The 25,519-nt window shown below is 42.4% G+C and carries 24 protein-coding genes and 1 pseudogene; 16 read left to right on the top strand and 9 right to left on the bottom strand.

All coding sequences use genetic code 11. The annotated features are described in order from the left end of the window. Positions 1 to 255 precede the first annotated feature (255 nt). The 5 genes from AAHT65_RS05890 to AAHT65_RS05870 all read left to right on the top strand — a co-directional run bounded on the left by AAHT65_RS05890 (position 256) and on the right by AAHT65_RS05870 (position 6,221). Positions 256 to 1,371: a sugar diacid recognition domain-containing protein gene (locus AAHT65_RS05890; protein WP_343311131.1), complete on the top strand. Its 1,116-nt coding sequence runs from the start codon at positions 256 to 258 to the stop codon at positions 1,369 to 1,371. A gap of 119 nt (positions 1,372 to 1,490) precedes the next feature. Beyond that, a complete protein-coding gene (locus tag AAHT65_RS05885) occupies positions 1,491 to 2,756 on the top strand; it encodes a GntP family permease (protein ID WP_343311130.1) in 1,266 nt (421 codons plus the stop codon). Positions 2,757 to 2,788: 32 nt separating this feature from the next. Continuing rightward, a complete protein-coding gene (locus AAHT65_RS05880; protein ID WP_343311129.1) occupies positions 2,789 to 3,937 on the top strand; it encodes a glycerate kinase in 1,149 nt (382 codons plus the stop codon). Positions 3,938 to 4,039: 102 nt separating this feature from the next. Continuing rightward, positions 4,040 to 5,071 (top strand): polysaccharide pyruvyl transferase family protein, encoded by a 1,032-nt coding sequence (locus AAHT65_RS05875; protein ID WP_063638309.1) that lies wholly within the window; start codon positions 4,040 to 4,042, stop codon positions 5,069 to 5,071. Between the two features lie 454 nt (positions 5,072 to 5,525). Then, positions 5,526 to 6,221: a glyoxalase gene (locus AAHT65_RS05870; RefSeq protein WP_343311128.1), complete on the top strand. Its 696-nt coding sequence runs from the start codon at positions 5,526 to 5,528 to the stop codon at positions 6,219 to 6,221. Between the two features lie 107 nt (positions 6,222 to 6,328). On the opposite strand, the gene AAHT65_RS21595 is transcribed toward AAHT65_RS05870, so the two are convergent. After that, positions 6,329 to 6,412: an IS3 family transposase gene (locus tag AAHT65_RS21595; RefSeq protein WP_141292157.1), complete on the bottom strand. Its 84-nt coding sequence runs from the start codon at positions 6,410 to 6,412 to the stop codon at positions 6,329 to 6,331. Positions 6,413 to 6,510: 98 nt separating this feature from the next. Between AAHT65_RS21595 and AAHT65_RS05865 the strand changes: the two genes are divergently transcribed. From AAHT65_RS05865 to AAHT65_RS05855, 3 genes are all read left to right on the top strand, one after another. Beyond that, complete coding sequence (locus AAHT65_RS05865) at positions 6,511 to 7,086, top strand: TetR/AcrR family transcriptional regulator (protein ID WP_199679998.1); 576 nt, start codon at positions 6,511 to 6,513, stop codon at positions 7,084 to 7,086. A gap of 87 nt (positions 7,087 to 7,173) precedes the next feature. Further along, positions 7,174 to 8,187 (top strand): quercetin 2,3-dioxygenase, encoded by a 1,014-nt coding sequence (locus tag AAHT65_RS05860; protein WP_343311127.1) that lies wholly within the window; start codon positions 7,174 to 7,176, stop codon positions 8,185 to 8,187. Positions 8,188 to 8,294: 107 nt separating this feature from the next. Then, positions 8,295 to 9,512, top strand: coding sequence for a DUF418 domain-containing protein (locus AAHT65_RS05855; protein ID WP_343311126.1), 1,218 nt, complete (start codon positions 8,295 to 8,297; stop codon positions 9,510 to 9,512). 68 nt (positions 9,513 to 9,580) lie between these two features. Here AAHT65_RS05855 and AAHT65_RS05850 read toward each other — a convergent pair whose 3' ends face one another. Further along, positions 9,581 to 10,039 (bottom strand): RDD family protein, encoded by a 459-nt coding sequence (locus tag AAHT65_RS05850; protein ID WP_063638304.1) that lies wholly within the window; start codon positions 10,037 to 10,039, stop codon positions 9,581 to 9,583. Positions 10,040 to 10,465: 426 nt separating this feature from the next. Here AAHT65_RS05850 and AAHT65_RS05845 point away from each other — a divergent pair, with 426 nt between their 5' ends. Further along, positions 10,466 to 10,885, top strand: a complete 420-nt coding sequence (locus AAHT65_RS05845) for a DUF5391 family protein (RefSeq protein WP_035175364.1) — start codon at positions 10,466 to 10,468, stop codon at positions 10,883 to 10,885. 131 nt (positions 10,886 to 11,016) lie between these two features. Here the strand turns inward: AAHT65_RS05845 and AAHT65_RS05840 are convergent, their stop codons facing one another. Continuing rightward, entirely contained in the window at positions 11,017 to 12,354 is a 1,338-nt protein-coding gene (locus AAHT65_RS05840) for an aldehyde dehydrogenase family protein (protein WP_088118337.1), read from the bottom strand. A 143-nt stretch (positions 12,355 to 12,497) separates the two neighbouring features. Here AAHT65_RS05840 and AAHT65_RS05835 point away from each other — a divergent pair, with 143 nt between their 5' ends. Next, complete coding sequence (locus AAHT65_RS05835; protein WP_343311125.1) at positions 12,498 to 13,658, top strand: TetR/AcrR family transcriptional regulator; 1,161 nt, start codon at positions 12,498 to 12,500, stop codon at positions 13,656 to 13,658. An 82-nt stretch (positions 13,659 to 13,740) separates the two neighbouring features. Here the strand turns inward: AAHT65_RS05835 and AAHT65_RS05830 are convergent, their stop codons facing one another. Continuing rightward, on the bottom strand, positions 13,741 to 14,562 hold the full coding sequence (locus tag AAHT65_RS05830; RefSeq protein ID WP_106035124.1) for an SDR family oxidoreductase: 822 nt from the start codon (positions 14,560 to 14,562) through the stop codon (positions 13,741 to 13,743). A gap of 117 nt (positions 14,563 to 14,679) precedes the next feature. Between AAHT65_RS05830 and AAHT65_RS05825 the strand changes: the two are divergent. Together AAHT65_RS05825 and htpG are read left to right on the top strand one after the other, a co-directional pair. Continuing rightward, positions 14,680 to 14,769 (top strand): annotated as a pseudogene (locus tag AAHT65_RS05825) (hypothetical protein); the annotation flags it as partial. A 174-nt stretch (positions 14,770 to 14,943) separates the two neighbouring features. Further along, a complete protein-coding gene (gene htpG, locus AAHT65_RS05820) occupies positions 14,944 to 16,824 on the top strand; it encodes a molecular chaperone HtpG (RefSeq protein ID WP_010790465.1) in 1,881 nt (626 codons plus the stop codon). Between the two features lie 40 nt (positions 16,825 to 16,864). On the opposite strand, the gene AAHT65_RS05815 is transcribed toward htpG, so the two are convergent. The 3 genes from AAHT65_RS05815 to AAHT65_RS05805 all read right to left on the bottom strand — a co-directional run bounded on the left by AAHT65_RS05815 (position 16,865) and on the right by AAHT65_RS05805 (position 19,617). After that, positions 16,865 to 18,253: a sugar porter family MFS transporter gene (locus tag AAHT65_RS05815; RefSeq protein ID WP_106360270.1), complete on the bottom strand. Its 1,389-nt coding sequence runs from the start codon at positions 18,251 to 18,253 to the stop codon at positions 16,865 to 16,867. Between the two features lie 137 nt (positions 18,254 to 18,390). After that, complete coding sequence (locus AAHT65_RS05810) at positions 18,391 to 18,936, bottom strand: HPP family protein (protein ID WP_061668935.1); 546 nt, start codon at positions 18,934 to 18,936, stop codon at positions 18,391 to 18,393. Between the two features lie 96 nt (positions 18,937 to 19,032). Next, entirely contained in the window at positions 19,033 to 19,617 is a 585-nt protein-coding gene (locus tag AAHT65_RS05805; protein ID WP_106360345.1) for a CGNR zinc finger domain-containing protein, read from the bottom strand. A gap of 91 nt (positions 19,618 to 19,708) precedes the next feature. Between AAHT65_RS05805 and AAHT65_RS05800 the strand changes: the two genes are divergently transcribed. Further along, on the top strand, positions 19,709 to 19,882 hold the full coding sequence (locus tag AAHT65_RS05800; RefSeq protein WP_258176543.1) for a hypothetical protein: 174 nt from the start codon (positions 19,709 to 19,711) through the stop codon (positions 19,880 to 19,882). 38 nt (positions 19,883 to 19,920) lie between these two features. Here AAHT65_RS05800 and AAHT65_RS05795 read toward each other — a convergent pair whose 3' ends face one another. Both AAHT65_RS05795 and AAHT65_RS05790 read right to left on the bottom strand, forming a co-directional pair. Then, positions 19,921 to 20,853 carry an aldo/keto reductase gene (locus AAHT65_RS05795; RefSeq protein ID WP_106360269.1) on the bottom strand — a complete coding sequence of 311 codons (933 nt, stop codon included), beginning with the start codon at positions 20,851 to 20,853 and terminating at the stop codon, positions 19,921 to 19,923. 92 nt (positions 20,854 to 20,945) lie between these two features. Further along, entirely contained in the window at positions 20,946 to 21,707 is a 762-nt protein-coding gene (locus tag AAHT65_RS05790; protein ID WP_088118330.1) for a DeoR/GlpR family DNA-binding transcription regulator, read from the bottom strand. A 431-nt stretch (positions 21,708 to 22,138) separates the two neighbouring features. Between AAHT65_RS05790 and iolA the strand changes: the two genes are divergently transcribed. The 3 genes from iolA to iolC all read left to right on the top strand — a co-directional run bounded on the left by iolA (position 22,139) and on the right by iolC (position 25,501). Then, positions 22,139 to 23,602 (top strand): methylmalonate-semialdehyde dehydrogenase, encoded by a 1,464-nt coding sequence (gene iolA, locus AAHT65_RS05785; RefSeq protein WP_268488920.1) that lies wholly within the window; start codon positions 22,139 to 22,141, stop codon positions 23,600 to 23,602. 73 nt (positions 23,603 to 23,675) lie between these two features. Then, a complete protein-coding gene (gene iolB / locus AAHT65_RS05780; RefSeq protein WP_088118329.1) occupies positions 23,676 to 24,491 on the top strand; it encodes a 5-deoxy-glucuronate isomerase in 816 nt (271 codons plus the stop codon). A 26-nt stretch (positions 24,492 to 24,517) separates the two neighbouring features. After that, complete coding sequence (gene iolC / locus AAHT65_RS05775) at positions 24,518 to 25,501, top strand: 5-dehydro-2-deoxygluconokinase (protein WP_343311124.1); 984 nt, start codon at positions 24,518 to 24,520, stop codon at positions 25,499 to 25,501. The last annotated feature ends 18 nt before the right edge of the window (positions 25,502 to 25,519 follow it).

The following is a 25,519-nucleotide window of genomic DNA, read 5'->3' as shown; positions in this document are numbered from 1 at the left end:
CTAAAGGAGTATACTTGTATACAAGTATGATAACTTGAATTTTTCTATTATGCAAACACTTTCATTTCTAATTTTTCTTAAAAATTTTCCCATTTCCTCATAGGTGCAGTGGTGAAATTCGAATGCAGAGGTCATTAAAAAAGGCAGACGTTTCTTCAAGCTGTGATCTTCCATACATTCCGCGCCGCCTTATTTATTGTGCAACTTCACTATGGTAAATTGGAGAAAAGATGAAGGAGGAGGCGGGAAAGCAGCATGCAATTTTTAACGTATGAGCTGGCTCAGGATATCGTTGAGCGTACAATGAACATTTTGAATAGAAATATAAATGTCATGGACGATAAGGGGGTTATCATAGGCTCGGGCGACAGCGAAAGGATTAATCAGCTCCATGATGGTGCTCTTCTCGTTCTTAAAAACGGTGAACATATTGAAATAGATGAATCGAGGGCGGCCAAAATGAAGGGGGCAAGGCCTGGAATCAATTTGCCTATCCGATTTAGCAGCCAAATCGTTGGTGTTGTAGGTATTACAGGAGAGCCTGAGCAAATCCAGAACTATGCCCAGCTTGTAAAAATGGCGGCCGAACTGGTATTGGAGCAATCGTTTTTGCTGGAGAGAGTGCAATGGAAACAAAGGATACAGAGTGAGATTGTGAATCAGCTTATTTCAGAAGAAGGTTTGAATGAAGAATGGTTAAAAGAACGGGCCGGATTTCTTGGAATAAATCTAGAACAGCCTAGAATGGCCATCGTCATGAAACCATCAAATTATACAGAAATAACGATTCAAAACATAATGAGGTCTATTCAATATGAAATCAGTAAATCTGATTTAATCGGAGTTACGTTTAATAATGAAATCGTCGTTCTGAAAACGGCAGCGGGTAAAGAAATCAAAAGAGAGTTATTGCCCTTGTTGAAGCGGTTGTTAACAACATTGGATGGCGTGCGTATCGGAAGCGGAAACTTGGCTAAAGGCATAAAAGAATTACGTTCTTCATTTTATCAAGCCAAAAGAGCAATTCTCATAGGAAGCAAACTTCAGCCTGAGGCGGGCTTTTACCATTACGAGGATTACAGATTAGAAGTCATACTGGCACAACTGGCTCAGGAAGAGCAGGACAAAAGTGCTTTCTCCTTTTACCATCAGCTGTTGGAGCAAGGTAAGAAGGGCGAACTGGTTAATACGCTGGAAGCCTATATAAAAGAGGGCGGAGAGTTAAACAAAATTGCAGAAAGTCTGTTTATCCATCGAAATACCCTAAGGTACCGACTTGAGAAAATAAAAGAATTGACTGGCAAAGATCCGCGAAATATAAAGGACTTGATTGAATTGTACATAGCAAAGCTTTTGTATGACATTAGCTGATTGTGCTTATGCACAATGTACATCCTTATTTCATTCTCTTATTTCATCATCTTTCACAATGTATCTACTTAAGTAAACGCTTACAATAAATACACAACAAACACGGTGGGGGAATGAGCATGGATGTTACCGTAAGCGCTTTAGGGGCCGTCAGTGCCTTACTCATTGCGATCATACTCATCTTGAAAAAAGTGCCGCCTGCATATGGGATGGTTGCGGGTGCTTTAATCGGCGGGTTGATTGGCGGTGTGGATATTACAAATACTGTTGCCTTCATGATGGAAGGCGCGAAAGATATCATCCCGGCAGTTTTGAGAATCATGGCTGCAGGTGTCCTGGCGGGCGTCCTGATTGAGTCAGGAGCAGCTTTATCGATTGCGGAAACGATTATCAAAAAACTTGGAGAATCACGTGCTCTGCTGGCATTATCAATAGCTGTGATGATATTAACGACCGTCGGAGTCTTCATAGACGTAGCCGTCATTACAGTGTCACCGATTGCTTTGGCTATTGCCAAACGTGCACAGCTTTCTAAAACGGCTATTTTACTGGCCATGATTGGCGGCGGTAAAGCGGGGAATATCATGTCACCGAACCCGAATGCCATTGCCGCTTCTGATGCTTTTGGGGTTCCTCTTACATCTATGATGGCTGCGGGAATTATCCCTGCCATTTTCGGGCTGGCCGTTACATATTTCTTAGCGAAACGGCTTGTTAATAAAGGATCTTCAGTGGGGAACCAAGATACGGAAATGACGGATCAAAAGATTCCTTTATTCATAACAGCATTGATTGCACCGCTTGTCACGATCATCTTGCTCGCATTGCGGCCATTATGTAATATCAGCATTGATCCGATGGTTGCCCTGCCAGCAGGCGGAATCATAGGAGCAATTGCAATGAAAAAGACGAAGAATATCAATGAATATGCCATTTCCGGTTTGAGTAAAATGTCCGGTGTCGCCATTATGCTGTTAGGGACTGGGACATTGGCCGGCATCATTTCCAACTCTGCATTGAAGGATGTCTTTATTAGTGCATTAAACTCGTCAGGTCTGCCAGCTTTTTTATTGGCGCCTGTGTCAGGCATATTTATGTCTGCCGCAACAGCTTCCACAACAGCGGGAACAGCGGTAGCAAGCGGTGTTTTCAGCAGCACCATCTTAGGATTGGGGATATCAGCGTTGGCTGGAGCGGCAATGATACATGCAGGCTCAACCGTGCTTGATCACCTGCCGCACGGGAGCTTTTTCCACGCTACAGCCGGAAGCGTTAATATGGACATAAAGGAACGCTTAAAACTGATGCCATATGAATCTTTAATCGGTTTAACGCTTGCGATTATTTCAACGCTTATCTTCGGCGTTTTTAAACTATTCGGTTAACGTGTCCTGCGACTATAGAGAGAGGTGATCGTATGAAGATAGTGATTGCACCAGATTCTTTTAAGGAAAGTTTATCAGCGTTGGAGGCTGCTCACGCCATAGAAAGAGGCTTCAAAACGGTTTTCCCGGATGCCGAATATCGGAAGCTGCCGATGGCGGACGGCGGTGAAGGAACGGTTCAGTCACTGGTAGATGCGACAAACGGATGCATGAAAGAGCAGTTTGTCACAGGTCCGCTGGGTGAAACAGTGAAAGCATTTTATGGATTACTAGGAGATGGGAAAACAGCCGTTATCGAAATGGCTGCTGCATCGGGCTTGCATCTTGTGCCCGAAGAAAACAGAAATCCGTTAGTCACCTCCACAAGGGGAACGGGAGAATTAATATTAGCTGCCCTAGATTCAGGTGTAAAGCATTTGATTATTGGGGTGGGCGGAAGCGCTACGAACGATGGGGGAGCTGGAATGGTTCAGGCGTTGGGCGGAAGGCTTCTGGATCAATCAGGAAACAATATCGGTCCCGGAGGCGGTGCACTCTCGCAACTCGTTTCAATAGACGTGACCGGTCTTGATGCCAGATTAAAAGATGTGAAAATTGTGGTGGCCTGCGATGTAGATAACCCATTAACAGGACCTAGAGGGGCTTCAGCTATTTTCGGTCCTCAAAAAGGCGCCACACCTGAAATGGTACATTTACTTGATCAGAACCTGTCCCGCTTTGCTGATATCGCAGAAAGAGCCCTTGGAAAATCCTGCAGAGATATAGAGGGCGCCGGCGCAGCAGGCGGTCTCGGGGCAAGCTTGCTGGCTTTCCTGGACGCTGACCTCAAAAGAGGAATTGATATCGTCCTTGAATTTGTCGGTTTTGAGGATGCAGTCAAAGATGCAGACCTTGTTATCACTGGTGAAGGGCGGATCGATAGTCAAACCATTTATGGAAAAACTCCGATCGGCGTGGCCAAAGCGGCTAAGAAATATGATGTGCCTGTTATTGGGCTTGCGGGATCATTATCCTTAGATAGTGATGTTGTGTATGAACACGGAATTGACGCCCTTTTCAGCATCGTTCCAGGAGTGATTACACTTCCTGATGCATTTGAACACGCCGCTCATTATATGGAAAGAACGGCAAGGAACATTGCGGCATCTATGAAAACTGTCAGAAATGCAAATCGTATATAAAGCCCCTTATGCGTTTTTAAGTCAAACACACACACGCGCATACCCCTCCTCCTTTCGGGGTACAGAACAATAAGATAATCAGCCCAGAAGGAGGACATCAGTATGACCGTACAAGAAATCAAAGGTAAAAAACTAGTGAAAGGTATCGCTCCGAATGTGGAGCCGGAAGCCTTATTAAATGATAAACGAAAAGTGTTTCTGTTTGGTTCACCAAGTTATACAAACATTGGGGATCAGGCAATTGCGTATGCAGAAGAGAAATTTATTAAGAATCATTTTCCTTACTATGAGTACATTGAAATGATGGATTATGCAACAGATGAAGGCATTGAATTGGTAAAGGAAATCATTCGTGAAGACGATATTGTCTGTTTTACTGGCGGGGGTAATTTAGGAAACCTTTACCTCGATATTGAGGAAGACAGAAGAAAGGTCTTTGCGGCTTTTAAAGATTATAAATCTATCTCTCTTCCGCAATCAGTGTACTTTGAAGATACGGAAGAAGGAAATAAAGAGAAGAAGAAAACGCAGAATGCTTATCATCAAAATTCGAATTTAACGATTGCCGCTCGTGAGACACAAACACTAGATGTGGTAAAAGAAACATTCAATTCAGATGTGATTTTCACTCCGGATATGGTGCTGTCTTTAGATATAGAGCCGAGAGAGCTTGAACGGGACGGCGTTCTCTTTATTTTAAGAGCGGATAAAGAGAAAGTAACCGATGAAGACTTTGTATCTCAAATGATGAAATGGGCAGAGAAAACGACCTATGTGGAGCGAACGGATACCGTGCTGGATACTGTAGACACGATTGATTATGCCGAGCGCGAGAAACATTTTCTGGAGATGCTTGACCGCATTAGTTCTAGTAAATTAGTGATCACAGACCGCTTGCATGCGATGATTTTCTCAATTATTACGAAAACGCCTTGCCTTGTCTTTGGGAATAGCTATGGGAAAGCAAAACATTCTTATCGAGATTGGCTAGAGGGCTTAAACTTCATTGAATATACAGATAAGCAGGATATTGAGAAATTGGAACAGATGATAGATCGTTTGCTTCAAGCAGAGCCGAATGGCGTTGATTTAGCTCAGGACTTTCAACCATTGATTGATTTCTTTAAAGAGTGATCACAATAAAAAATACGATATTGAGTGAAGACTGCCAACAAAGTAGAATTTTCTGGCAGTCTTCTTTATTTGACACCTCCGCTGCCTGCCGATTCAATCACTAAACCTGCTTTAAAGTACTTCCTGTTTTTTATATTCTTTCTCACTAGCCGCATTGGCAACAGTCCCGTTAATCTATATGTTTTCACCAATTATACTATTGTATTTCAGCAGATTTTGATGTTATTTTATAGAATTTTCATCCAGAAAAGAAAATCATAAAAATACCAATTACTTTGTTCAAGGGTTGGTATTTGCTATTTTATTTTTTATTATTCTCCTTTTTAGTAGAAGGTTTAAAAAAGATGAAGAATTAATAATGCCATCTTTTTTCCCCATTTCCAAAGCCGATCAATTGGATGGACATCTTAACCAGTGATATGATGGAAAAAAGAAGAAAATGGGAGGGGCTTGAATGTTAATAAGCAAGGTGACTCTGTATAGTAATGATGTAGATCAAATGAGACATTTTTATGTTCATGAGCTTGGATTTCCTTTAATAGAAAGCAGTGAAGACGCTTTTTCAATTAAGGCCGGCTGCAGTGAATTGGAAATCAGGAAAAGCCATTCTGATGAGGAACCTTTCTATCATTTTGCTTTTAATATCCCTCAGAATAAGTTTAAAGAAGCCAAAACTTGGGCGAAAAGTAAAGTAACGTTACATAAAGAAGATGATGAGGATGAAGTTTACTTTGAGCATTCAGATGCCTATTCACTTTATTTCTCAGATCCGTCTCATAATATAGTAGAATTTATAGCTAGAAATTCATCAGCGGCGAGTGATGAAAATTTTTCAGTTCAGTCTGTTATCGATATTAGTGAAATTAATATCACAACAAATGATGTGATTTCAGCAGGGAAGGGTCTCATTCAGTTTGGGGTTCCGGTCAGATATGAAGAATCGGTAAAAGAAGATGGGTTAAATTTTATGGGAGAGTATGAGGAAGGGGCGTTTTTACTGTTAGGGCCTAGAGGACGCCGCTGGATTTTTTCAGACAAAAAAGCTGAAGTTTATCCGCTTTCCATTACCATCAATCATAAGAAGAATATCGAAATAGACAGTGAGGGTGAGATAAGATTTACAGATTGCCGAGACATCCCGACAGCCTAAAAGGAGTGGGCTGGTATCTCATATGGTTAAAAAAGAGTATAGCATGGCGGTTTTCCATTTATCATCTTACCTGTGGTGCATGGGTCTTATCCCTGTCAAGCAGCCAGCTATAAAATCAGTGTGTTTCGGTACTCTATTGGAGCACATTGGTTTAATTTTTTCTGCAATCGTTCGTGATTATAAAAACATATATACCATCGACGAGGTTTTTATCTCTTTTTGACATTCACACGGTTCTTTTTTATATTATATAAGTCGCTCTTCACCATACCTAGGAGGGAATGTTTCAATGAGTAGCAGAGGAGATTCACGTGAGAAAATTCTTCATACGGCGTCACGCCTGTTTCAGCTGCAAGGATATCACGCGACCGGTTTAAATCAGATTGTAAAAGAAAGCGGTGCTCCGAAAGGGTCCCTTTATCACTTTTTCCCGAACGGAAAAGAAGAGTTAGCGATTGAAGCGGTTACATATACAGGAAGATTTATTGAAGATATCATTCGGCACAGTATGGACAAGGTCACTGATCCTGTCGAAGCGATTCAGCTATTTATAAAAGAAACAGCGAGTCAGTTTGATAGTATGGAGAGCATTCAAGGCATTCCAGTCGGCTTATTGGCAAGTGAGACAGCGTTAATCAGTGAACCGCTGCGTACGGTTTGCATGAAGGTTTTTAAAAGCTGGGAAGCGGTTTTCGCCGGAAAATTAATGCAAAACGGATTTGAAGAAGAAGAAGCAAGCAAGCTGGGAACGCTGATTAATTCTATGATTGAAGGCGGTATTATGCTTTCCTTAACGAATAAAAACAAAGCCCCCCTTCTTCTCATTGCGGAGCAAATTCCCGTGCTGGTGAGAAAAAAAGGGTAGCATTTTGTTATCCTTTCCCCTACAATTATATAGAACGGTCTAGTCATTTAATAAATATATAGACTGGTCTAAATTGGAGGAAACAAGATGAAAACTTTATTAAAACATACATTACCTGAAGAAAAAATGCCTTATTTGCTTCGAAGCGGCGAAGGAGAGCGTTATCTGTTCGGCAGACAGGTAGCAACCATTATGGCAAATGGAAAGAGCACAGGCGGTCTGTTTGAGATCGTGCTGCTTTCTGGAGGAAAAGGAGAACATTTTCCGCTGCACATGCACAAGGATACGCATGAAGGAATTTTTGTCCTTGATGGAAAACTTGAGCTTACACTTGATGGAGAGAATCATCTCTTGCTGTCCGGGGATTATGCGCAAATCCCAGCAGGAACGCCCCACAGCTATCGGATGCAGAGCCACAGAACCCGGTTTGTGTCTTACACGATGAAAGGGAATGCGGCGCGTATGTATTCTGTGATTGGAACGCCATATGACAAGGCTGAGCATCCGCCGCACGTGAGCGAAGAGGTGTCGAATGAGCACTTTGCAGAAGCGGCTGCTGTTGCGGACATTACATTTATTGAAGGTGAAAAACCAGCCGGTGCGGCGAAGCTAGTGGAAAATAAGAAGGTCCCTGATGATGTTGTCCCATATGTGATTGAGTCTGGAGAAGGAGAGCGCCTATTGACGGGTGATCAGCTTCACCGTATTGTGGCGGCTCAAAGGAATACAGATGGGCAATTTATCGTTGTTTCATCTGAAGGGCCAAAAGGCGATCGCATCGTAGATCACTATCATGAACATCACACAGAGACCTTCTTCTGCCTTGAAGGGCAAATGACAATGTGGGCGGATGGTGAAGAAATTCAGTTAAACCCTGGCGATTTCCTGCATGTTCCTGCCCATACTGTTCACTCCTACCGACTGGATTCGCATTATACGAAGATGGTGGGCGTATTGGTTCCGGGCTTGTTTGAGCCGTTTTTCCGTACGTTAGGTGAACCGTATGAAGATCACATTTTCCCAAGTGAACCTCAAGCTCTGCGATTTGATCGTGTCATGCAGAATATCGAAAAACTGGATTTGAAGGTTGTTAATCCGTAAAAATGACAATATTGTAAGGTTTAACTCGTAAACTGCCACCTAAATCGATTTTTCAGCACGACTTTTTTTCATAAGCTAAATGTATAGAAAAAAGGAGCGTGTTGCAGTTGACTACATTACAGCCAACCCTGAAAGATGAACGTATTCAGGTGCTTGATGTCTTAAGAGGAATAGCAATTTTCGGTATCTTATTTGTTAATTTGGCTCATTTCAGTTATCCGGATGTATATTTATCTGTGCTTGGAAAAGATAACTTTTTTACAGAAAAGTGGTCTGATTTAGATTTCGGTGTCAGGATGATATTGGATTTATTGATCCAAACCAAGTTCATTTTATTGTTTTCGTTTTTATTTGGATTTGGCATGGTTGTGATGATGGAGAGATCGTTAAGCAAAGGACAGCGTTTTGTCCCGCTTTATATTAGAAGATTATTAGCATTGCTGATTCTTGGAACGATTCATGCGTTTTTGGTGTGGGACGGAGATATATTAACGCAGTACGCCCTGCTTGGCTTTATCTTACTTTTATTTAGAAAAGCAAAGACGAAAACGCTGGTGATATGGGCGGCCGCTTTGTATCTCATGTTTTCGATTCCTTTCTTTTTGTCGAGCTTTTCTCCTTCAGACGGACAGGAATGGAAGCAAGAGACGATTCAACAAATTGAACAAGAAGCGAAGCAAACGTTGCAGGTTTACAGCAGCGGCAGCTTTAAAGAAATTGCTGAACAGCGGGTTCATGATCGCATGGCTTATATGTCAATGAACGGCATGTTAACATATAACCCGCTTGTATTCTTTCTGGCTTCCATTCCGTATTTCAGTATGTTTTTGCTCGGGGCAGCGGCAGCGAAGGCAGGATTGCTGCATCAGCCTGAAAAGCATCGTCAGGCATTAAAAAGAGTGTGGCTCGCAGGACTGATAATAGGAGTTGGCAGCCATGTTCTGTACGGGCTGTTCGAGAAGGAAGTCTTTATGCTGATCGGCGCGCCTTTTCTGATGTTTTTCTATGTCACAACGATTGTATATCTTTATCATAAGACAAGATTCGCTAAGCCCTTGCAGTACTTTTCCGCCGTTGGAAGAACAGCGTTCACCAACTATCTCATGCAATCTGTCATTGGAACGTGGATTTTCTATCATTTCGGATTGGGTTTATACGGAAAAGTATATCCTGCTGTCGGTATTCTCGTGACAATAGCCATATGTGCTCTCCAAATGATTGTCAGCCATCTTTGGCTGCGAACATTCCGGATGGGACCGTTTGAGTGGTTGTGGAGAAGCGCCACGTATTTAAAATGGCAGCCGATTTTCAAGGAATCAAAATAATAGTTTAGTTTACGTAAACACACAAAAGTCTAGACTCTTTTTGACGTCTAGACTTTTTATGTATTCCTTTATTTATAGACAACACGTGTTTGACAAATGATATCATGCAGCCCTTTTTTCTGTCCGAAGGCGACCATGATAAAACCGATATAAAAGATAATTCCAGATAATATGTATGCAAAGTAACGGCCGATTCCCTGTCCGACTGAAACCCGTCCGCCTTGTTCATTGACTACTTTGAGACCGAGGATTTTCTTACCGAGTGTACCTTGCATTTTAGAAGCTGTTAACAGGCCGTAATATAAGATTCCTAAAATGACAGAAATAATAATCATAGGCATTACTCCGAAGATCAAGTAGATGATTGTATATTCTTCCTCTGTCATTCCGCCTGGGTTTGCTGATACCGCGCCAACCACAAAAATGGAAGTAATGATAAATTGAATGATATAAGTTGGTATTCCTACTATAATAAAATCAATAATATAAGCTAAAAAACGAATCCAAAATCCTGCTGGTTTTTCCATGTATATTTTTCTCTCCCTTGAAGTAATCTGGAATAGTATACTTTGCAAAAAAGGTATTTGCAATATGATATGGTGATAAAATCCTAATATTCTTAAAAATGAGTCTTTTATCCTTGTTTTTCTACAATATAAATCTACCAGTGGCGGTGATAGAAAATGTCTTTTACATTAAAAGAAATCATGGAACAGTGCCAGATGACCGAGGATGCTGTTTTTTGGATTCGTATTTTACCAAACCGACAAGTTTTTTACTGTTCGATTTTCTTTTCTATAAATGTGATTTACCAATGAGTATTGTGGTTAATATAGGAAAAATAATATAGATTATAATCCTTTTTTGTTTTATTATAACAGTAGTAAACTGATAAAATTTCAAATCATAAAAAGCTGACAGATTGATTTGAAGTTGAGAAAGGAAAGCAAAATATGAAAACAAAGAAAAACGGTATAATCGTGATGACCTTGGTTTCTGCGTTACTCTTCTGCTTGCTGATTGTCACCGCCTCACTCTCTCCTGTAGCGGATACAGGGCCTAAGGCTAATCAATTTAACACTTTAGGGATGTGGATGGCAGTGGGCACTATTCTTGTTTTTTATCTTCTCCCTTTAATCGTATACATGCTGGGCGTAAAGGCTATGAAGATTGTAATGGCAGTATTTTGCGCGATTGGACTGCTGATCAGTCTTTCGGTGATGGCCGTTATGATCGTGATGGGAGCGGTTGGAGATTATTCAATTTCTTCCTTAATGGGGGTCACTGTTTTTTGCATCGCAAGTTTAATTGGGAATGTGGTTTGGTTTTTTATCGCTTTCCGCTCACCACGAACATTCCAAAAAGCACTCTGAAATAGCCTGCTTTTAATTTTGAAAGTCCCCAAATAAGGGACAGGTCAAATGGTCAAGATTTTGGCACAGCAAAATAGTAAAAAAGGCGCTCCCCGTTTAAAAGGGAGCGCCTTGTGTGATCGGCTTATAAACTACTTAGCTGCTTGAATAAATACGCCTTTTTCATGTGAAAACTCTTTGAATCCGTATACCCCATGGTAAGAGCCGATTCCGCTTGTATTGACACCGCCAAATGGCAGGTTCACGTCACTGAAATGAACGACGACATCATTCACAGCGGCATTTCCAGAAGTTGTATGCTGTAAGACGTTATCAATAAGTTCTTGATTGTGGCTGAATACGTACAAAGCAAGGGGTTTATCGCGATCAGTAATGTAATCAATGACCTCGTCTATGTCTTCATAGTTCATCAGAGGCAGGATAGGCGCAAAGATTTCTTCCTGCATGATTTTCATATCCGGTGTTACGTTTTTCAGTACCGTTGGTGAAATGGTGCGGTCGCTTGCATCAAATGTGCCGCCGAACACGACTTCCGCGCCTTTACTGATGGCATCATCGAACAAGTCTTTCACGCGATAAAAGTTGCGGTCATTGACAATTTGCGTGAACTTATTTCGATCAACGGTATGATCGTCCTCCATAAATCCGGCGTTGACAATCGTTTGTAAAAGGCCGGCAAATTGGTCTTGTACGTCCTTTTTAATGAAAATATAATCCGGCGCGATACATGTTTGGCCTGCATTCACAAATTTGCCGACCGCGATTTTTTTCGCCGCGTCCAGCATATCGTATTCACTGTCAATAATGGTCGGACTTTTTCCGCCAAGCTCCAGTGTGACGGATGCCAAATGCTTCGCCGCGGCTGTCATGACGATTTTTCCTACATTTGTGCTTCCTGTGAAGAAAATGTGGTCGAACGGCTGATCGAGCAGCTCAGTTGCAACCTCAACCTCCCCTTCAAAAATCGCGACTTCTTTTTCATCAAACGCTTCACGAATCACTTTTGCGGCGATATGGCTTGTGTTCATCGTGAAGTCGGACAGTTTCACAATCGCGCTGTTTCCTGCTGCGATAGAAGCGGCAAGCGGCGCCATTGTGAGCATAAACGGATAATTCCATGGGCCGAGGATTAACGTAACTCCTTTTGGCTCGTACATTAAAATGCCGTTTGCATCCGGATGTAAAGAGGAACCGACTTCTTTTGGCGCCATCCATTTTTCCAGGTTGTCCATATTATCTTTAATGGCTTTTATCGTTCCTGCGGTTTCCGCTTTTTTGACCTCGTGATATGGTTTCCGTACGTCTTTGCGAATGGCTTCAATGATGTCTTCCTCATGTGCGACAACCGCTTCGAGTAAACGGTTCAGTTTTTCTCTGCGCTGCTCAGCTGTTGAGGCACGCAACGCTTTTTGGTTATTTTTCTGTAATTGAAAGACACGCTGAATGTCGATTTTTAGTTGTTGATCCATTGTTATATCCCCCTGTATTTGCTTTCTTATTGTCTCGCAACTATTATAAAGTGGTGTCATTTCTTAATGAAAGACAGTGGAAAAGCATTTATACGTTACCGTACATTTATAGAACATCTGTCTAATGAGAGGAGATGTCTCTTATGCCGGATTCTGTGACGGCTGACATCAAAAAAGCACTGCTGGTCTTGCTGAAGGAAAGAGATATTCGCCAAATCACAATGAAAGAAATAGCCGGGCATGCCAATGTGAGCCGAGGGACACTTTACCTTTATTACGAGGATAAATTTTCGGTTTTTGAAGACATTGCAGAGGAAATGAAGGAAGGGCTGAGTCAAGCTCTGTATGATTCTCTGAAGAATAAGGATTATTTGAATTTGAACCGCAAGTGGCAAAAGGTGCATCCGACGTTATCGTTTGTCGATCAGCACAGGTCTTTTTTTTACACGATGATGGACAGGGACAAAATGCCGTATCTCAATTTTCATCGATTCTTTAGAGATGTATTCCATCAGGATGTCATGCTGTCTCCGATCAATGCGAATCTGACGCCGATTGAGCAAGATATTTACGGGCACTACCGGGCTCTTTATACGTACGCGATCATTTTATATTGGCTGAAAGAGGATCTTGCTGCTTCTGCGGAGGACGTCAGCCAACAAGTGTGGGACCTCATTTCTCAAAAACGATTTTATTGGCTGTTTGGAAATCCCGCTGCGGTCAAGCAGAAGGAAGAAAAGCACACAGACCGGCGTATTGTCCGGACGAGACAAGCCTTGCAAGAGGCCTTACTCGAGTTAATTGTGGAGAAAAAAGAGTATGCGGCGGTAACCATTTCAGACATTACCCGCAAAAGTAATATCCGCCGGGCAACCTTTTATGACCACTATGCGAATAAAGAGGAATTGTTAAAAACGATGATTCATCAATCATGCTCTGAGCTGATTGAGATATTTACGATTACAGCCAATCCGGAAACCTATTCCATGGCAGAAGCGGAAGTGGCGATTGTCCGGTTGTTTTCTGCTTTATCTGATCAGATGTCCATCATGCATTTTCTCGATACGGACTATGGAATTCCTGATTTGATACCTGAGATCTTCATAGCATTAGAATCGTTTTATTTACACCAGCAGGTCGATATTCATGCGGGCAAGAAACTCTATGCCTATTATGTCGCCGCTATGATAATCGGGCTGATCTTGTATCGGCTTCATGAAGGGAAAGAACATGCGCCGGAAGTGCTGGCTAGGGAGTTTCTGCAGTTTTTGGATGTGAAGAAATATAAAGTAATTCTGCTATAGTTCGCTATGATCATATGCGAAATACAAGGAATAAAAAAAAGACACCTGCGATCGGTGTCTTTTTCGACTTCTTTTCTGCTTCTTATTCCGTTTCTTCCTTCCATTTCTCATCAATCAGCATTTTCCCAGGCCATGTATACGCCATAATGCCGCCGTCTGCCGTAATGTCTTCCCCAGTTACATAAGAACTGTCGTCTGAAGCGAGGAACAGCGCCACGGTGGCCATTTCCTTCGCCTTTCCTAAACGGCCGAGCGGTGTGATCCATTTATTGGCCTCGCGGAATTTCTCTCCCATTTCTTGTTCCTTTGTGCCTGCCAGTTTGTCAATCAGTGGTGTTTCAATCGTGCCCGGCGAGATGGAATTGACGCGAATGCCGTTTCTTGCATAATCAATGGCCATCGCTTTTGTGAAATTGGTGATTCCGCCTTTTGCGGCATTGTAGCCGGAACGGTCGAGGTCCGCCGCCCTGCCTGACATGGAGGAGGTGTTGATGATGGAGCCTCCTTTTTCGAGCATGAGCGGAATTAAGTATTTGCTGCATAAAAACGTTCCGCGCAAGTCGACTGCGATAATACGGTCGAACAGTTCAACCGGGTATTCGTGCACTTTTCCGCCTTCCTGATCGACGCCGGCGTTGTTAAAGAGAATATCAATCGTTCCGAATGTGTCTTTCATTTGTTCGGCAAACGATTTTACATTGTCTTCATCTGACACATCGAGATGAAAGGCTTCCGCCTGCCCTCCGTTTTTCCTGATACTTTCGGCTGTTTCTTTCATTTGATCTTCATTGACATCTGCACAAATCACACGCGCGCCCTCATTGGCAAAAACCTGCGCCGTTGCTTGTCCAATGCCTGTCGCAGCGCCTGTGATCACAGCGGTTTTGTTTTTAAGTCTTCCCATAAAGCAAGTCCTCCTTTTTCTATATGTCTTCCCGCTGTGTACAGTGATAAACATGCATGAAAAGAAATTCCAACATATGTTAAGATGAACTAGGATTTGTTGGGAGGTTTATGTGTTTTGAAGGTACAGCATAAGAAGGAGCTCAAGTTTTATTGCTTCGTCATGATTCCGGTCGTGTTTGTTGTGCTGACTGTCATCTCTTTTTTATCAGAATGACTGAGAAAAATTAGTGAAAATACATCCAACTAATGTTAAATTTACATATATAAGCATCTTCCCATGTATAAGAATTACATGATTGACAGTTGGCATTATATGTGGTAAATAGATGTTGAAAAGAGTTTACATAACATCAAAGCAAGAATTAAAGGAGCGATCTCAATGGCCAAAAAAGAATTTAAAGCAGAGTCCAAAAGACTGCTTGATATGATGATTAACTCCATTTACACCCAAAAAGAAATCTTCCTGCGTGAGTTAATCTCCAATGCGAGTGATGCGATTGACAAAATTTACTACAGAGCGCTGACAGATGATGCATTAACTTTCGATAAAGACAATTACTACATAAAAGTAGCGGCTGACAAAGATGCGAGAACGCTGACCATCTCTGATACAGGGATTGGCATGACAAAAGATGAGCTTGAACAGCATCTCGGAACCATTGCGAAAAGCGGTTCTCTTGCGTTTAAAAAGGAAAATGAACTAAAGGACGGACATGATATCATCGGCCAATTTGGTGTCGGATTTTATGCGGCGTTTATGGTGGCCGATGTGGTGACGGTCGTCAGTAAGGCGCTCGGCAGTGAAGAGGCGTATAAGTGGGAGTCTGCGGGTGCGGACGGCTACACGATTGAGCAGTGTGAGAAGGATTCCGTCGGAACAGACATTATCCTGAAGATCAAAGAGAATACAGAAGACGATAGCTATGATGAGTTTTTAGAAAACTACCGTTTAAAAGCGATTATCAAAAAGTATTCTGACTTCATTCGCTATCCGATCAAAATGGATGAGACTGTTAATAAGCCAAAAGAAGACAGTGACAATGAGTTTGAAGAGGTTCAGGAAGAACAGACGGTCAACAGCATGGTGCCGATCTGGAGAAAAAACAAGAGCGAGCTGACCGATGAGGACTATGAAACGTTTTATTCTGAAAAGCATTACGGCTTTGATAAACCGCTCACTCATGTGCATATAAGTGTTGATGGCGCCGTTCGCTATAACGCAATTTTATTTATTCCTGAAAATATGCCGTTTGACTATTATTCTAAGGAATATGAGAAGGGGCTGGAGCTGTATTCCAATGGCGTACTGATCATGAACAAATGTGCGGATCTGCTTCCGGACCATTTCAGCTTTGTGAAGGGGATGGTTGATTCTGAGGACCTGTCACTGAACATTTCCAGAGAAATGCTGCAGCATGACCGCCAGCTGAAGCTGATTGCGAAAAACATCAACAAAAAAATCAAAAGCGAACTGCAAAGCCTGCTGAAAAATGACAGAGAAAAATATGAATCATTCTATCAATCTTTCGGCAGACAACTGAAATTCGGTGTGTACAATGAGTTCGGCGCTCATAAAGATGTATTGAAGGATCTCTTATTATTCTACTCTTCTAAGGAGAAAAAACTGGTCAGCTTAGATGAGTACGTTTCCAGAATGCCGGAGGATCAGAAATATATTTATTACGCGTCCGGTGATTCGTATGAACGAATTGAGAAATTGCCGCAAACAGAAATGGTAGCCGACAAAGGTTATGAAATTCTGTACTTTACAGAGGACATAGACGAGTTTGCGATTAAGATGCTTACCACTTATAAGGAAAAAGAGTTCAAATCCGTATCAAGCGGTGATTTGGGAATCGATACGGATGAGGATCAAAAACAGTCCGAAGAAGAAGAAAACAAATACAAAGATCTGTTTGAGGAAATGAAAAGCATTCTGTCTGGCAAAGTCAACAACGTCAAAGTGTCAAAACGCCTCAAATCCCATCCGGTCTGCCTTGCTGCTGACGGCGAAGTGACAATCGAAATGGAAAAAATCCTAAACGCGATGCCGGACAATCAAAATGTGAAGGCTGAAAAAGTGTTGGAAATCAACCCGAATCACGAGGTATTCAAAACACTGCAAGATGCATTTGAACAGGATAAAGACAAATTGAGCTTGTACACAAATCTTTTATATAACCAAGCGCTTCTGATTGAAGGTCTGCCGATCCAAGATCCGGTGGAGTTTACGAACAATATATGCAAGGTTATGGTGTGACCATAAAAAAGGAATCGTCCAGAGACGATTCCTTTTTTGTTTACGATGTTCGCTCGTTAAGCATTTGATTTTGTCTGTTTTTCTTCTTTTTAAATCGGTTTTTCAGACTTTCTTCAATTTCTTCTAAGCTTTTCCCTTTGGTTTCAGGAACCATGTAGAGGGCGAAGAAAAATGAGAGAAGACAAATGACTGAAAAGATGGTAAAGACCCATGCGATGCCCATTGCGCTGAGCATCAATGGGAAGACCAGCGACACGATAAGGTTGGTTGCGGATAACACCAAAGTGGTGAAGCCCGTCGCGGCCCCGCGGGCTTTGGACGGGAAGAGTTCAGGCATCAGAACCCATACAACCGGACCCCATGTCGCCTGGTAAAACACGATATAAACCCCGAGAAATACGACGGTCAGCCACGCTGTTGATGTAGAGAGTCCCAAAGACAGGAGCACAGCCGATAGTGCGGCCAGGCTCAGCGTAATCCCGACGCTTCCCCAGATCAGCAGTTTTTTGCGGCCGATGCGGTCTATAAGTATCATCGCTGTGATGCACATGATGACGTTAAGTACGCCGATTCCCATCGTGCCGAGCACTGATGCCGATGTCCCGAGACCAGCCTTAGTGAAAATGGTCGGCGCATAGTAGATTACCGTGTTAATCCCGACAGCCTGTTGGAAAACGGCGAGCCCGACGCCAATCAGAAGCATGGGGCGAATCCATTTTGCTTTCAGCAAGTCTAGTGTCGTTTCTTTTTTCTCTGACTCGCCTTGTTTCATTTCTGCCAGTTCCATTTCAATATCTTCTTGATGATCATGAGTGATTTCCATGATTTTTTTTGCTTCATCTTCACGCCCGCGCTTTACCAGCCATCTTGGCGATTCCGGCATAAATGCGATACCGATTAATAAAAGAACGGCCGGCACCGCAGCCAGACCGACCATCCAGCGCCATGCTTCAAACGGTGTGAAAAGATAGTTCACGATATATGCGAGTAAAATACCCGTTACAATCATTAAATTGTTCATGGTTCCAAGTGTTCCGCGGATTTTCGTCGGCGCCATTTCAGAAAGGTACACGGGTACAAGTGCCGTTGAACCTCCCACAGCCAAACCGAGAATCACCCGAGACGCAATCAGCATGGTTATGTTTTGAGAAAATGCACAAACCAACGCTCCAATGATGAAAATAATGGATAGAACAAATACAACCTTTCTCCTGCCCCAGCGATCTGAGCATGTGCCGCTTAAGGCAGCACCGAAAATCGCGCCAAGGAGAAGCATGCTGACAACCAATCCTTCTGTTAATGTCGTTAAAGGAATGTCATTGTTGATAAACAGCAGCGCTCCAGAGATGACACCCGTATCGTATCCGTAAAGCAGCCCCCCTAAAGCACCGAAAAAGTAAATCATATATTTCCTTGTGTTTGTGTTCACAAATGTTCCTCCTCAGTCTTGAACCAATAGATGAATATCTAAGATTTTATAAGTAATTGTTTAGTACCCTTTACCTATTAGACTCGAAACATTTGCGATTGAAAAAGTTTAATTTGCTTAATATTGCAGGTTGTCACTCATATCCAAAATGTAGGATATTGGCGGTTCTCACGCAAGTTATTCAGCAAGAGAGCGATAATCACGATGATGAAAGATCCTATCAGCACCGGAAAAACCAAATAACTCCAACTATACGCTCCCTGAATGACAACAATCGGGTCTGCACCAGCGGGAGGATGAGTGGTTTTGGTCAGCATCATAAAGAAAATAGCGAGCCCTGCCCCTAATGCGAATGTCCATGGATGAGCACCGAATAAATGAAACACAATAAGGCCCGTCAGTGCAGAAATGAAGTGGCCGCCAATCACATTTCTGGGTTGTGATAAAGGTGCATTCCAAGCGCCAAATGCTAACACACAGCTCGCTCCAAAAGGCGCCATTAACCATAGGCTTGATGTGTAAGACGTTAATGAGGCTAATGCCAAAATGGTGATAAATCCGCCTATAAGACCTGTAGCAGCGTCCTTACCGTTTATCTTTAAAGGCGTTTTTCCCTTTCCTTTCATTTTCAACAAATAGTTGGTTTCCAAAATTATCCCCTCCTGTATGTATAGAATAATCATTGAGAACTAACCTGTCAATTATTATTTTAGCGGTTAATTTAATGCGTGGATATAAAAAAACTGTCCGATTGAAGGACAGCTTTCTGCTCGTTTATGTCATTTATTTGTTTTTTTCTGATGGCGTGAGACCTTTTGTCTGTTTCCGCATATCTTCATGGAGCACCATTTTCGTCTTCCGGTCTTATCGAGAAAAAGCAAAATACACTTTTCATTGGCGCATCGCTTCAATTGCTTTATTTCTTTTGTATGAATAAGCCATAATGCATCGTAAGCGATAAGAGAAAGAATCGCATCATCAATGTTTCCGGCAGGAATACGCGCGAGCTTGTCATCAATGATTTCATAAGTAAAAGGAGCAACTGCGATTTGGTCTTGTAGGAAAGAGACAAAAGACGGTGCAGGCTCCCCGCCCTCGGCAATGTTCTCGAAATGTTCTCTCAGTACGGAGCGGAATTGGAGAATCTTTTGTGATACATTTGAAAAATCTTCTTGGACTTTTTTTAACGCAGAGCGGTTTAGAAAAGGAGCTGCTTCTCCCATTTTGTCTAACCATTTCATCAGATCTTCTTCTGAATGGATGTGATCGTGCCGTTTATCGTAGCTTATGATTTCGGTATTTACTAGATCGAGAGAAAGATTGTGAGTGATAAGGGGAAATTCTGTCTTTGCCAAAGTGATCATTCCTTTCTGAACCATTTTAAGTGCCAAAACCACACTCACGCAAGAAAAGGACCATGAAGGGAGCTCCGACAGACAAGAAGAAAGCTTTGTTTTGCTGCTTGAGAGGGGGGAGTATTTTGCTGTAGACGGCAGATTGAATTTGGTTTTTATTGATCCGAGTCAGGTCTGCGCGCCGGTGCTCACGAGAAAAAGATCAGCGGCTAATGGCACGGGCAGACTGCCGAAGTCCGCCGCGCTGAAAAGAAAACAAAATGCCAAAACATAAAACCATTTTGGCATTTTGTCATCAATCTGTTTTATGTCTTAAGCAAACAATTCATCAATAAATGAAATATCTTCTTTTGATAGCTCAACGTTTACTGTTTTCATATTATCTTTCAGCTGTTCTGCACGTTTTGCCCCAGGTATTAAAATATTAATTTCAGGTCTTGCAAGGTACCAAGCCAGTACCACATGGGCAATGCCGACATTGTGCTTTTCGGCAATTGGCGCCAGTTGATTGACTTTCTTGATATTTTCTTTGAAAAGGTCACCTTGGAAATTTTCCTGTTCTCTCCGAAGGTCGCCCTCTGGGAACGTTGTGTCTTCTGTGTATTTCCCTGCCAGCAGTCCTGACACTAGAGGGAAGAACGGAACGAATGAAATGTTATTTTCCATAATATACGGGAAGAATGTTGACTCTGCTTCACGGTTTAACAGATTGTACTCGCCTTGCAGCACATCGACAAATCCGTCTTTATTGGCTTCCTTTAATTGTTCCAAAGAGAAGTTAGATACGCCGATCGCGCGGATTTTCCCTTCTATTTTTAACTCATGCAGGGCTTTCACGGCTTCATCTTTCGGTGTATGGTCATCAGGAAAATGAATGTAGAAAAGGTCAATGTAATCGGTCTGAAGGCGTTTAAGCGCGTCTTCAACAGATTGTTTCAAAAATGCCGGTGAGTTATCAAAGACAAAGTCATCACCTTCTTTTCTGTGGGCGGCTTTTGTTGCGATGATGACATCTTCCCGGTTATATTCACGAAGGACCTCGCCGATTAATTCTTCAGAGCGGCCTACCCCGTAAATGTAAGCGGTATCTAATAAATTCACGCCGCTACGAAGCGCTTCACGAACCAGTTCTTTCCCTGCTTCTTCATTTAAATCTGGATAAAGGTTGTGCCCTCCAACCGCATTTGTTCCTAAACCAATTGGAAATACTTGCAGGTCTGATTTGCCGATTCTTGTTTTTTGCATGGTTAATCCTCCTAGAAAAATGAATGGATATATATGAAACTTTTCCGATGGGGCGCTTTCATATGTATGCCCGGTCAAGTTCCCTTCTAATGTTAACCCTGTGCCAGATGAATATCAATTTGATGCTCTTTGCAAAACTTGTTATATTCCTCATCCAGCGGTTTCGATGTTACTATGCAATCCACTCGCTTAAACGGTGCGTACGTCAGCAGAGTTGACTTGCCAAATTTAGAGTGATCAGCGAGTAAATACACTTCTTTTGCTTTTTCAGAGATTTTCTTTTTGATTTCATATTCCATCAAATCGGAATTGGTTAAACCGTGTGTGAGCGTGATTCCGGTTGATGACATAAAGGCTTTGTTAATGTTGTATTTGTCTAATGTGCCGGGATCATCAATTCCGACAAAGGATCTTGTTTTTCTCTTATAGCTGCTTCCGATGATAAGCAAATTCACATTATTTAATGATGAGGCAGCATTGATTACGTCTAAGCTATTGGTCAGAATCGTCACGTTTCTGCCCTGATCAAGCGTATCCATAATTGATTTGGTGGTTGTGCCCGAGTCGATGAAAATGAGATCTTGGTCTTCTATAAATCGTGAAGCATAATGGCCGATCTTCGTTTTTTCATCTTGGTTTTGGATTGTACGGTTTTCAAAAGGAACGAGTGCTGATTTCTCAATTGACGTTACACCGCCGTATACTTTTTGGATGGCACCCTTTTCAGTTAATTTGTTGATATCGCGTCTGACCGTGTTTTTAGAGACATTGAAGACCTGGCATAGTTCATCTAACGAAACGGTGCCATTCGTTAAAATGTATTCCTCCATCTCCTGTATCCGCATCAGTTTCATACAAAAGTCTCCTTCTAATCTTAAATTAATTCAAATATATAACATAACCAAAAGTTAATCAATATTTACTTAAAAAATGATAACACTCGTATATGTCTTTTGCAAGGACTCGTCTTACAGCCAAGTTTGGACTCAAAAAGTGTGAGATAAAGAAATAATAAAAATAATGAAAAAATTAAGATAATATGGTTGACTTGTGGGTAAGATACAATTAGAATATAACCAAGAAATGACCAAAAAATACTCTGTTGCTCTGGTTTCTTATAAGGTTTAAACCATGAGAAACTATCGGGTCTTTAGTGAAAGCGGTTAATTCAAGTCATTTTGGAAGAACGGGTCATGAATGAAGGATAATGGCAATCAATCATTTATACCATCCTCGCATCATTTATATAAGCGTTTGATGTTTACTATTGAAGGAGGCAATAAAGATGGCTGAAATTAGAAAACTAAAAAACTACATTAATGGTGAATGGGTTGAAAGTAAAACAGATAAATATGAAGACGTTGTCAATCCGGCAACAAAAGAAGTTCTGTGCCAAGTTCCGATTTCTACTAAAGAAGATATAGATTACGCGGTTGAAAAAGCATCTCAAGCCTTTAAGAAGTGGTCAAAAGTAGCTGTGCCGCGCCGCGCAAGAATTCTATTTAACTACCAGCAGCTCCTCCAGCAAAATAAAGAAGAGCTCGCTCGTCTGATCACATTAGAAAACGGTAAAAACACAACTGAAGCGTTAGGCGAAGTCGGACGCGGTATCGAAAACGTTGAGTTTGCCGCAGGAGCGCCATCCTTGATGATGGGAGATTCCCTCGCATCAATCGCAACTGATGTAGAAGCTGCAAACTACCGCTATCCCATCGGAGTTGTCGGCGGAATCGCGCCATTTAACTTCCCGATGATGGTTCCTTGCTGGATGTTCCCGATGGCGATCGCATTAGGAAACACATTCATTCTAAAACCGTCTGAGCGTACACCGCTGTTAACCGAGAAGCTGGTCGAGCTTTTCGAACAAGCCGGACTTCCAAAAGGGGTCTTCAACGTAGTGCACGGTGCTCATGACGTAGTGAACGGCGTACTCGAACACCCGGAAATTAAAGCGATTTCATTTGTCGGATCTAAACCGGTCGGCGAATATGTATTTAAAAAAGGAAGCGAAAACTTAAAACGTGTTCAAGCTTTGACCGGCGCCAAAAATCACACGATTGTCCTGAATGACGCACATATGGAAGATACGATCACAAACATTATCGGCGCAGCATTTGGTTCAGCCGGAGAACGCTGCATGGCTTGTGCGGTCGTAACGGTTGAAGAAGGAATCGCTGATGAATTCATGGCGAAATTACAAGAAAAAGCGGCAAGCGTGAAAATGGGGAACGGACTTGATGACGGTGTGTTCTTAGGACCTGTCATTCGTGAAGATAACAAAAAACGCACACTCAGTTATATTGAAAAAGGCCTTGAAGAGGGCGCGAGACTGGTTTGTGACGGCCGTGAAAACGTATCTGACGAAGGCTACTTTGTCGGACCGACGATCTTTGATAACGTGACAACGGATATGACAATCTGGAAGGACGAAATCTTCGCCCCTGTCTTATCTGTCATCCGTGTGAAAAATCTGAAGGAAGCCGTTGAGATCGCCAACGAGTCTGAATTTGCAAACGGCGCGTGCTTGTTCACATCTAATGCCAACGCCATTCGTTACTTCCGTGAGAACATTGATGCGGGAATGCTTGGCATCAACTTGGGCGTACCGGCGCCAATGGCATTCTTCCCATTCTCCGGCTGGAAGTCTTCATTCTTTGGCACATTACATGCGAACGGAAAAGACAGCGTAGACTTCTATACTCGTAAAAAAGTAGTGACAGCAAGATATCCGTCTCCTGATTTCAACTAATATATGAAGAGACCGAACAGCGCGGCTGCGTTGTTCGGGCCTATTTTAAAAACCAATGAGGAGGTCTTTTTTTATGAGTTATTTATTGCGAAAGCCTCAAACGGATGAGCTTTCTCAAGGCGTAAAGGTTGTACATGAAGTAACAACATCAAATTCAGATCTCGAATATGTTGAATTTAAAGTTGTGGACCTTGCACCGGGTTCCCGCTATACAGAGGAATTACAAAAAATAGAATGCTGCATTGTTGCGGTTACAGGTAAAATCACAGTCACTGATCATGATCAAACATTTGAAAGCATCGGCACACGCGACAGTGTATTTGAAAGAATACCGACGGACAGCGTCTATGTGTCAAACGATCAATCCTTTGAGATTACAGCGGTCAGCCAAGCCAGAGTGGCGCTTTGCTATTCTCCATCTGAAAAGCAGCTGCCGACAAAGCTGATCAAAGCGGAAGATAACGGCGTTGAACACCGCGGAAAACGCTCAAACAAACGGATTGTGCATAACATTTTGCCAGATTCAGACCCGTCAGCAAACAGTCTGTTAGTTGTTGAAGTATATACAGACAGCGGAAACTGGTCGAGCTACCCGCCTCATAAACATGACCAAGAAAACTTACCTGCAGAATCCTTTTTAGAAGAAACTTATTATCACGAAATGGACCCGCCGCAAGGCTTTGTATTCCAGCGTGTGTATACGGATGACCGTTCAATTGACGAGACAATGACTGTAGAAAATGAAAACGTTGTCATCGTGCCGGCGGGCTATCACCCAGTTGGGGTTCCGGATGGATATACATCTTACTATTTAAATGTAATGGCAGGACCGGCAAGAAAGTGGAAGTTTCATAATGACCCCGACCATGAATGGATTCTGGAACGCTAACAATCAGTGAGGAGTGGCTGTTTACGATGAAGTATACGTTTAATGAGGATAAGGAATTTGATATTGTTGCCATCGGACGCGCATGTATTGATTTAAATGCGGTGGAGTACAATCGGCCAATGGAAGAAACGATGACGTTTTCAAAATATGTCGGCGGCTCACCGGCCAATATTGCGATCGGAAGTTCCAAGCTGGGCCTAAGAGCGGGTTTCATCGGCAAAATTCCTGATGACCAGCATGGGAGATTCATAGAATCCTATATGAGAAACACGGGCATTGATACGACACAAATGATCGTCGACCAAGACGGACATAAAGTCGGCCTTGCCTTTACGGAAATCAAAAGCCCGGAAGAATGCAGCATATTAATGTACCGGGATGATGTGGCAGACCTATATCTGGAGCCATCTGAAGTCAGTGAAGCGTATATCGCAAAAGCAAAGATGCTGCTTGTCTCAGGGACGGCTCTTGCGAAAAGCCCTTCTCGTGAAGCTGTCTTAAAAGCTGTGAATCTGGCGAAAAAGCATCAGGTGAAAGTCGTATTTGAACTCGATTATCGCCCTTATACATGGAAATCAACTGAAGAAACCTCTGTTTATTATACATTAATTGCTGAACAATCCGACATCGTGATCGGCACACGAGATGAATTCGACATGATGGAAAACCGCATCGGAGGCAGCAACGACGAGTCGGTTAAATACTTATTTGAACATTCCGCAGACCTGGTCGTCATCAAGCATGGTGTCGAAGGGTCATACGCATATAGCAAATCTGGAGAAGTATTCCGCGCGAAAGCATACAAGACGAATGTCTTGAAAACGTTTGGAGCTGGCGATTCGTATGCTTCAGCCTTTATCTATGGCCTTGTTTCAGGCAAAGATATCGAAACGGCATTGAAATACGGAAGCGCTTCCGCATCCATCGTTGTCAGCAAGCATAGCTCATCGGAAGCAATGCCGACCGTATCAGAAATCGAACAGCTCGTTGAGGCTCAGCCTTCATTTTAAAAAGAACGAATAAAGGTG

The sequence above is a fragment of the Bacillus atrophaeus genome, assembly GCF_039519175.1.
GTDB lineage: Bacteria > Bacillota > Bacilli > Bacillales > Bacillaceae > Bacillus > Bacillus atrophaeus.
This window is presented reverse-complemented; position numbering and strand designations above follow the sequence as displayed.

What these genes read in the sequence shown, in the direction of transcription:
- AAHT65_RS05890 (WP_343311131.1), top strand. Translation starts at nt 256, where the DNA reads ATGCAATTTTTAACGTATGAGCTGGCTCAGGATATCGTTGAGCGTACA.
- AAHT65_RS05885 (WP_343311130.1), top strand. Translation starts at nt 1,491, where the DNA reads ATGGATGTTACCGTAAGCGCTTTAGGGGCCGTCAGTGCCTTACTCATT.
- AAHT65_RS05880 (WP_343311129.1), top strand. Translation starts at nt 2,789, where the DNA reads ATGAAGATAGTGATTGCACCAGATTCTTTTAAGGAAAGTTTATCAGCG.
- AAHT65_RS05875 (WP_063638309.1), top strand. Translation starts at nt 4,040, where the DNA reads ATGACCGTACAAGAAATCAAAGGTAAAAAACTAGTGAAAGGTATCGCT.
- AAHT65_RS05870 (WP_343311128.1), top strand. Translation starts at nt 5,526, where the DNA reads ATGTTAATAAGCAAGGTGACTCTGTATAGTAATGATGTAGATCAAATG.
- AAHT65_RS05865 (WP_199679998.1), top strand. Translation starts at nt 6,511, where the DNA reads ATGAGTAGCAGAGGAGATTCACGTGAGAAAATTCTTCATACGGCGTCA.
- AAHT65_RS05860 (WP_343311127.1), top strand. Translation starts at nt 7,174, where the DNA reads ATGAAAACTTTATTAAAACATACATTACCTGAAGAAAAAATGCCTTAT.
- AAHT65_RS05850 (WP_063638304.1), bottom strand. Translation starts at nt 10,039, where the DNA reads ATGGAAAAACCAGCAGGATTTTGGATTCGTTTTTTAGCTTATATTATT.
- AAHT65_RS05845 (WP_035175364.1), top strand. Translation starts at nt 10,466, where the DNA reads ATGAAAACAAAGAAAAACGGTATAATCGTGATGACCTTGGTTTCTGCG.
- AAHT65_RS05840 (WP_088118337.1), bottom strand. Translation starts at nt 12,354, where the DNA reads ATGGATCAACAACTAAAAATCGACATTCAGCGTGTCTTTCAATTACAG.
- AAHT65_RS05835 (WP_343311125.1), top strand. Translation starts at nt 12,498, where the DNA reads ATGCCGGATTCTGTGACGGCTGACATCAAAAAAGCACTGCTGGTCTTG.
- AAHT65_RS05830 (WP_106035124.1), bottom strand. Translation starts at nt 14,562, where the DNA reads ATGGGAAGACTTAAAAACAAAACCGCTGTGATCACAGGCGCTGCGACA.
- htpG (WP_010790465.1), top strand. Translation starts at nt 14,944, where the DNA reads ATGGCCAAAAAAGAATTTAAAGCAGAGTCCAAAAGACTGCTTGATATG.
- AAHT65_RS05810 (WP_061668935.1), bottom strand. Translation starts at nt 18,936, where the DNA reads ATGATTATTCTATACATACAGGAGGGGATAATTTTGGAAACCAACTAT.
- AAHT65_RS05805 (WP_106360345.1), bottom strand. Translation starts at nt 19,617, where the DNA reads ATGATCACTTTGGCAAAGACAGAATTTCCCCTTATCACTCACAATCTT.
- AAHT65_RS05795 (WP_106360269.1), bottom strand. Translation starts at nt 20,853, where the DNA reads ATGCAAAAAACAAGAATCGGCAAATCAGACCTGCAAGTATTTCCAATT.
- AAHT65_RS05790 (WP_088118330.1), bottom strand. Translation starts at nt 21,707, where the DNA reads ATGAAACTGATGCGGATACAGGAGATGGAGGAATACATTTTAACGAAT.
- iolA (WP_268488920.1), top strand. Translation starts at nt 22,139, where the DNA reads ATGGCTGAAATTAGAAAACTAAAAAACTACATTAATGGTGAATGGGTT.
- iolB (WP_088118329.1), top strand. Translation starts at nt 23,676, where the DNA reads ATGAGTTATTTATTGCGAAAGCCTCAAACGGATGAGCTTTCTCAAGGC.
- iolC (WP_343311124.1), top strand. Translation starts at nt 24,518, where the DNA reads ATGAAGTATACGTTTAATGAGGATAAGGAATTTGATATTGTTGCCATC.